We start from the raw sequence: 7,733 nt of genomic DNA on the forward strand, positions 1-7,733 counted from the left end.
CCCCCCCCCCCCCCCCCCCCATTTTTTGGAAATATACAGCGCATCTACTGCGTCGTCTATTTCCAAAAGGCTTTTTTTGCACTATCCGGCGCATCCGTGTCTTTGCATTCCTTTTAAAAAAGATAAATTCCTCATAGTACTCCTCTCATTCGGGTAGCATTACTATCCATTTACGATAATTTTTGTTCTTGGGTTTCCAAAGGGTGCGCCCTTTGGTCGTAACGGACAAGATGCCCGTTCTTTAAAATTTAACAGCCAAATAAAATTCCCCTACAAAGGAGTATACAATGAAAAAGCGTTTTTCGCTTCGCTACAAACTTATTCTTATTTTCGGATTATTGATTGCTCTTGCTTCAACTATTCAAGGCTTACTTGCTGTTAAAATCGCACGCAAAGCTGTAATCGAAAAGGTCGAAACGCATCTTATTGATAAAGTTGATGATATTGCAGAAATAATCGATGGAAGAATGTCTTCACTCTTTCAGTTTTCTGAAGGACTTGCACGGATGCCTATTCTACGCGATGAAACGATGTCTTTGTATGATAAAGCAAAATCTCTTGTGTCCGAAGTACAACATAATGATAAAATAGACCTGTTAGCGGTTTGCGACTTGCAAGGAAACAGAGTCGATACTTCGGGTAAAAAGACTTTTGTAGGCGACCGTGAGTGGTTCCAATCGGCGGCAAAAGGGATAGCCTTTATCGCAGAGCCGCTTATCTCCCGCACATCAAACAAACTGCAAATAATTCTTGCGGTACCGATTAAAAATGATTCGGGAGCTACTATCGGCGTTCTTTCCGCAGGAATTACCGGACAGCAGGCTTCCAACGATATAGACGACCTTGTTATTGGAAAAACGGGTTATTGCTATATTATCGGGCGGACAGGTACGACTATCGGTCATAAGAATAAAGAAGTGGTTGAAAAAAGCTACAATTTGATTGAAGCTTCGAAAAGTGATTCCTCGTTGGTATCCACCGCAACTTTTTTAAAGCACGCGCTCGAAAGCAAAAAAAGCGAAATTGGATATCTCACATACAAAGGTGTTGAAATTATTGCTTCTTTTGCTAAGATAAAAGATAGCGGTTGGACTGTTATTATTCGCGCTCCTAAAAACGAATTTATGGGAACGGTAAGCACCTTGCGTCTTTCAATGATAGGTATCGGCATCATTATTTTGATAATTGCACTGCTTATTGTGTACCTTGTTGCTGGTATGATGGTAAAACCGATACAAACGGTGGTAGCGGTTTTGCGAAATATAGCGCAAGGTGAAGGAGATTTGACTGTTCGTCTGCCGGTGCATGGCAACGATGAAATTACCGATATGTCAGAATATTTTAATCAGACCATCGCTAAAATCGGTGCATCCATCAAGCAAGTCGGCATTAACACTAATGTAATGGAAGAAATCGGAAATGAGCTTTCTTCCAATATGACTGAAACAGCCAGCGCTGTAAATGAAATCAGCGCGAATATCGAAGGGGTTAAACAGCAGGCAATGACCCAAGCGGCAAGCGTTACCGAAACGGCAGCAACCGTAGAGGAAATTGTCCGCACCATTAAACAGCTGAATAACAGCATCGAAACGCAGGCGGCAAGTGTCGCTCAGTCTTCCTCTTCCGTAGAAGAAATGGTTGCCAATATCGCCTCGATTGGACAAACACTTGGTAAAACCGATGAGGTAATTAGAAGTCTTACAACGGCAACCGGCGACGGCAAAGCAACATTGGTAACATCCAACACCGTAACACAAAAGATTGCAGAAGAGTCCGGCTCGCTGATGGAAGCAAGCAGTGTTATTCAGCATATTGCTTCTCAGACCAACCTGTTGGCGATGAATGCTGCGATAGAAGCGGCTCATGCAGGGGAAGCAGGAAAGGGCTTTGCCGTTGTTGCAGACGAAATCCGTAAACTCGCCGAGGAGTCTTCAGTCCAAGGAAAAACCATTACCGCAACGCTTAAAACCTTATCGGGCGAAATTGAAACCCTCTCCGCTTCGTCAAAAACGGTAGAAGAAAAGTTCAATGCAATTTTCAGCCTTGCGGAGCAGGTTAAAGAAATGAGTAACCGGCTGACTGAAGCAATGCGTGAACAGGAACATGGCAGTAAGGAAGTACTAACCGCTATTAAGAGCATTAACACGGTAACGGTAGAAGTACAAGCAGGTTCTGAGGAAATGCTGAAAGGCGGAGAAGGTGTTGCGGAAGAGATGCAAAAGCTGGACGGTCTTACCCGCGTTATAACTGAGAGTATGAACGAGATGGCTTCCGGCGCTGTGCAAATCAACAACGCTGTGCAGGAAGTCCGTGAAATTACTGAGAAAAATAAACAGAGTATTGATAATTTGGCAAACGAGGTGGGCAAGTTTAAAGTATAAATCAGGGAGGCTCATGAAGCTGCCATCCCCGGCACAATCCTCACGTCTATACCCGCTGCGGCACCGGCAAAAAAATTTCCAAGTATATCCGCTGTACCGGCAGCGGCATGGATGCCATTGTTCAGAAATGTACGTCCATGTACATTTCTGAACTTCGAGTTTTTCATAAACGAAAAACTCGATACTGTATAGAACCACTGACATCCTGTCAGTACAGCGACAACTCAGATGCACACACCTCCAGCGCTTTTGCAAAGAGACGGCGTAGATACATCGTCAGCAAACGTACATCCGTGTACATTTGCTGACGGCGAGTTTTTGCTGTGCAAAAACGTCGCTACTGCGTGGAACCACGGACATCCCTGTCCGTTCTGATACGTTGAGGACTGTTTGCAGCAGCGGTATGGATGCCATTGTTCAGAAATGTACGTCCATGTACATTTCTGAACTTCGAGTTTTTCATAAACGAAAAACTCGATACTGTATGGAACCACTGACATCCTGTCAGTACAGCGACAACTCAGATGTATACCCCTCCAGCGCTTTTGCAAAGAGACGGCGTAGATACAAGGAGTTAGCCGAAAATAAAGCGCAGGCGTATTTATAATACGTTGAGCATTTATTTTCGGCGTGCGACGCAGTAGATGCGTCGTATATTTGCAAAAGGTCTACGGCAGCGGATTGTACCGCTCTCCATAGTCGTAGGTGTCAAGCTGTTCGTGTTTTTTAAAGAAGTTGACAACCACATAGGTAAGAGGTGTACAAACAACCTCTATCGCCGTTTTGAAAAGATAATTGGAAAAAGCCATCACAACTAAAACCGAAGAAGCATACAGCCCGGAAAAAGCAATCACCACAAAGACAACGCTGTCGAGCAGCTCTCCTACCAAAGTAGAGCCGATGGTGCGCATCCATAAGTGTTTACCGCCGCTCATCACCTTCATCTTAGAAAGGACGACAGAATTGCTGTACTCACCGATAAAATAGCCGCAGATACTGCCTGCGCTGATTCGAGGCATTTGCAGCAAAATATTGTTAAAATCGTTTTGGAGGTTCCAGCTGCCCTCCGCAGGGAGGATACTAACCAGCCAGATATTGCAGGTCATAAAGACAAGCGCTGCAAAGCCCGTCCAAATCACTTTCCGGGAATCCCGATATCCGTACACCTCAGTGAGTACATCACCGAATATGTAGGAAAATGGAAAAAGCAGCGTGCCGCCGTCAAATACAAACGGACCGATCTGCACCATCTTTACTGCCAAAATATTCGACAGAACCAATACACCGACAAAGAGTCCGGAAAGAACCGGCAAGAAATTCTTTTTCTTCGTGAAGTCTTTTGCTTCATCTACCAAAATAGTGTCATTCATTATTTTATTATAGCAAATTCACAAAAATAGTGATATACTAAATATGTAGATTAAAAGTGTATTATCTGAGGAGGTATCATAAAAAGCGCCGCCTAAAATGGCGTCGGTGCTTTTTATCTCAAGTTTGCGTTGCAAACTCGATTATTGTATATGTGCGCATTATGCGCACGGCTAAAAACTTTTTCGGAAATTGATATTTCCTGCAAAAGTTTTTATAGGAGGTAATATCAAAATGAAAACAATACTAGTAACAGGAGCCCTCGGTCAGATCGGCAGTGAATTGGTTATGCACCTGCGCAAGACCTACGGCGGCAGTAATGTAATTGCAAGTGATGTAGTTAAAAAAGACATGCCGGAAGTCCTTGAATCCGGGCCTTTTGAGCAGCTGAACGTATTGGAACCGCAGAAAGTTGCCGATGTATGTAAAAAATATAAAGTAGATGCCGTCATTCACTTAGCAGCGCTTCTTTCCGCTGTTGCAGAACGCGATCCGCAAATGGCATTCAACATCAATATCCACGGATTATACAATATGCTGGAAATTGCTCGGGAAAACAAATACCGGTTCTTTGTCCCCAGCTCCATCGCAGCCTTCGGGCCGGGGACCCCGCAGGATAAAACCCCGCAAGACACCATTCAGCGCCCGACATCAATGTACGGCGTAACAAAGGTCTCAGGTGAGCTGCTCTGCGACTACTACCACAAACGCTTCGGCGTAGACACCCGCGGCGTTCGTTTCCCCGGTCTTATTTCGTACACTACCCTACCCGGCGGCGGCACTACCGACTATGCTGTTGACATTTATTACGAAGCGCTCAAGAACAAAAAATACGAGTGCTTTATTAAAGAAGGCACCTATATGGACATGATGTATATGCCCGATGCCCTCAAAGCAGTACAGCAGCTTTTGGAAACAGATGAGGCAAACTTAGTCCACCGCAACGCCTTTAATATCGCGTCCATGAGCTTCACACCGGAAATTATCGCAGCGGAAATCAAAAAGCACATCCCGGAGTTTCAGATAACCTACAAGGTTGACCCCATGCGGCAGGCAATCGCCGATTCATGGCCGAACTCCATTGACGACACCTGCGCACGGAATGAATGGAACTGGAAACCCGAATACGATCTGGAAACCATGACCATCGATATGCTGGAAAAACTGAGCAAGCGGCTCGGCGTTGCGTATCAGTCGGCACGGAAATAATCCCCCTTGAAATGCGATGTTCTAAATCGTGCCATTTGTACGATTTAGAACTCGTCGACCTGTTCGACAACGAAGTTATCGAACAGGTCTAGTATCAATATTTTCACTTTCACTTTACTGAGGAGAAAACGATGAGCAATATTCACGAAATGGCTTTTTTACAACAAAAAGTACAGGAATTAAAAGATCAAGGCTTGTATAAGGTACCGGTAACCCTTGACGGACCGAACGAAGCAGAATGCGTTATCAATGGAAAGAAAGTTATCAACCTTTCATCAAATAACTATCTAGGCTTTGCAAACCACCCCCGTTTAAAGAAGGCGGCAATCGCAGCGATCGAAACCTACGGCGCAGGTGCAGGAGCAGTCCGCCCCATCATCGGCAACATGAAAATCCACGATGAGCTGGAAGAACTGCTGGCAAAGTTCAAGCGGGAAGAAGCAGTACTCACCTTCCAGTCAGGTTTTAACTGCAATGCCGGGGTTATCCAAGCGGTTACCGACAAGGGCGACCTCATCCTATCCGATGAATTAAACCATGCATCCATCATCGACGGCTCCCGCCTTTCAAAAGCCGATAAGGCAGTGTTTAAGCACTCCGACATGGCAGACCTAGAGCGGGTTTTAAAAGAAAAGCGCCCCAACTACCGCAACATCCTCATCATCACCGACGGCGTGTTCTCCATGGATGGCGACATTGCCAAGCTGCCGGAAATCGTTGCACTTGCAGAAAAATACGAGTGCTTAACCTACGTGGATGACGCTCACGCAAGCGGTGTATTAGGCGAAAGCGGACGCGGCTCCGTTGACCACTTCCACCTGCACGGCAGAGTAGACTTTGCAATCGGTACCCTGTCCAAGGCAATCGGCGTTGTCGGCGGCTACGTTGCCGGTAAGCAAGTCAGCATCGACTGGCTGAAAAACCGCGGCCGCCCCTTCCTGTTCTCCACCGGACTCCCCCCTGCCGCTATCGGTGCTTGTATCGAAGCCATCAAAATGCTCATGGAATCAACCGAATACACCGACCGGCTGTGGACAAACGCCCGCTACTTCAAAGAAAAGCTCGCTCACCTCGGCTTTAACACCGGACACAGCGAAACCCCCATTACGCCGGTCATCATCGGAGAAGAAGCAAAAACCCTTGAGTTCTCCAAAAAGCTCTTTGAAAACGGCTTATTCATCGGGCCGATCGTGTTCCCCACCGTACCCAAAGGCACCGGACGTGTCCGCTGTATGGTAACGGCAGGACACACCACCGAACAGCTTGACCGCGCTATCGCCATCTTCGAAAAAGTCGGAAAAGAAATGGGCATTATCGCGTAAGCCGCGAGTAATCGCGACTAATCACGAGTAATCGCGACTAATCACAAGCACAAGTAAAAGTAATCAAAAGTAATGTTATAGAAGGGATCCTCTAAGAACACCGGCATGGATTTTTAGGGGTTCCCATCATTTAATCTGCAAGAGGCTTTCTATGGATGATATACTAGCTGTTATTGATATGCAAAATGATTTTGTAAACGGAAGCTTGGGTACAAAAGAGGCTCAAGCAATAGTGCAAAATGCCGTCAACAAAATCAAAACCTTTCACGGCAAAATTGTCTTTACGCAGGACACCCATCAGTGTTCCTACCTGCAATCTCAAGAGGGAACATTCCTCCCCGTGCAGCATTGCATAAAAAATACCGAAGGATGGGAACTCACAGCTCCAGTCAAAAAACTCGCAACAGATCAAATCTACGAAAAATCAGCCTTTGGTTCGGTTGCGCTGGCAGAATCCTTAAAATCCTTGCATGAAAAAAGCCCCATCCGCTCTATCACGCTGATCGGCTTATGCACAGACATTTGTGTTGTCTCAAATGCATTACTGCTCAAGGCATTCTTACCGGAAGTACCCATCCACGTTGACGCAGCCTGTTGTGCAGGGACAACACCCGAAAATCACCACGCTGCACTGCAAGTTATGCGGATGTGCCAAATTATCATAGACAACGCATAGCGCATCCAATCATACCAGCGGATAAGCGCCATCCCACCCCCTCTTTTTACTCATCTCGTCAGATTATTGTTATAGGTTACTGTTAGAGAGCCGGGCGTTCCCCCCGCTTTCCCAAAACAGCAAGGAGTTTTGGGAAAGCGGCGGTCGCTATGTCCGCGGTTCCGGCTTCCGCCTCCATTCGTCCGCTCACTATCGTTCACTCCCGAACGGCTACGCCGCCGCTCCCAGCGCTAACGCGGTAAACCTATTCGGAAACGCAGTTATCGAATAGGTCTAATCTAGCAGGCTGCCTGCACGGAAATCACTAATCCCGACGCGGCTTATGAGCATTGCTCAACGTTTCGAACTATGTGTGCGATCCGACACGGATGCCGGCACTTCATCAGGCAAAGATAGGCTTGATAAGAAAAATCTGCTATAATGCTTGCATGAGCTTTCCACGAAAAATACCAATCGGCGTACAGAGTTTTGAAGTATTACGGAATGACCGTTATCTCTATGCAGACAAAACAGCCTATCTTTTTCAATTAGTAACAAGCGGCCGAGTCTATTTCCTCAGCCGTCCGCGGCGATTCGGCAAGAGTTTATTCCTTTCGACTTTATCTGCGTACTTTCTCGGAAAAAAAGAGCTATTCAAAGGACTATACCTTGCAAACGCTGAGGAAGGACAAGCAGTATTGGAAAACAGAGCCGCGTGGCAAGAATATCCTGTGCTGTATCTTGATTTTAATACCGGGCAATATGAACAGAGCGGTGCTTTAGATGAAACTCTGCGTT

The 7,733-nt window shown here is 46.1% G+C and carries 7 protein-coding genes; 5 read left to right on the forward strand and 2 right to left on the reverse strand.

Going from position 1 to position 7,733, the window contains the following annotated elements; all coding sequences use genetic code 11:
- Positions 1 to 287 precede the first annotated feature (287 nt).
- Positions 288 to 2,381 (forward strand): methyl-accepting chemotaxis protein, encoded by a 2,094-nt coding sequence (locus ACTTJ8_RS10885; protein ID WP_442721194.1) that lies wholly within the window; start codon positions 288 to 290, stop codon positions 2,379 to 2,381.
- A gap of 11 nt (positions 2,382 to 2,392) precedes the next feature.
- On the opposite strand, the gene ACTTJ8_RS10890 is transcribed toward ACTTJ8_RS10885, so the two are convergent.
- A complete protein-coding gene (locus ACTTJ8_RS10890) occupies positions 2,393 to 2,548 on the reverse strand; it encodes a hypothetical protein (protein ID WP_442716465.1) in 156 nt (51 codons plus the stop codon).
- Positions 2,549 to 3,049: 501 nt separating this feature from the next.
- The gene (locus tag ACTTJ8_RS10895; protein ID WP_442721195.1) at positions 3,050 to 3,751 is read right to left on the reverse strand and encodes a queuosine precursor transporter; all 702 of its coding nucleotides are present in this window, start codon (positions 3,749 to 3,751) and stop codon (positions 3,050 to 3,052) included.
- A gap of 232 nt (positions 3,752 to 3,983) precedes the next feature.
- Between ACTTJ8_RS10895 and ACTTJ8_RS10900 the strand changes: the two genes are divergently transcribed.
- The 4 genes from ACTTJ8_RS10900 to ACTTJ8_RS10915 form a co-directional block, all read left to right on the forward strand.
- Positions 3,984 to 4,958 carry an L-threonine 3-dehydrogenase gene (locus ACTTJ8_RS10900; protein ID WP_442719517.1) on the forward strand — a complete coding sequence of 325 codons (975 nt, stop codon included), beginning with the start codon at positions 3,984 to 3,986 and terminating at the stop codon, positions 4,956 to 4,958.
- A 131-nt stretch (positions 4,959 to 5,089) separates the two neighbouring features.
- Positions 5,090 to 6,280, forward strand: a complete 1,191-nt coding sequence (locus tag ACTTJ8_RS10905) for a glycine C-acetyltransferase (protein WP_442721196.1) — start codon at positions 5,090 to 5,092, stop codon at positions 6,278 to 6,280.
- 151 nt (positions 6,281 to 6,431) lie between these two features.
- On the forward strand, positions 6,432 to 6,956 hold the full coding sequence (locus ACTTJ8_RS10910; RefSeq protein ID WP_442721197.1) for a cysteine hydrolase family protein: 525 nt from the start codon (positions 6,432 to 6,434) through the stop codon (positions 6,954 to 6,956).
- Between the two features lie 428 nt (positions 6,957 to 7,384).
- On the forward strand, positions 7,385 to 7,733 hold a 349-nt coding region (locus ACTTJ8_RS10915; RefSeq protein ID WP_442716934.1), incomplete at its 3' end, for an AAA family ATPase.

Source organism: Treponema sp., assembly GCF_052169735.1.
Lineage (GTDB): Bacteria > Spirochaetota > Spirochaetia > Treponematales > Treponemataceae > Treponema.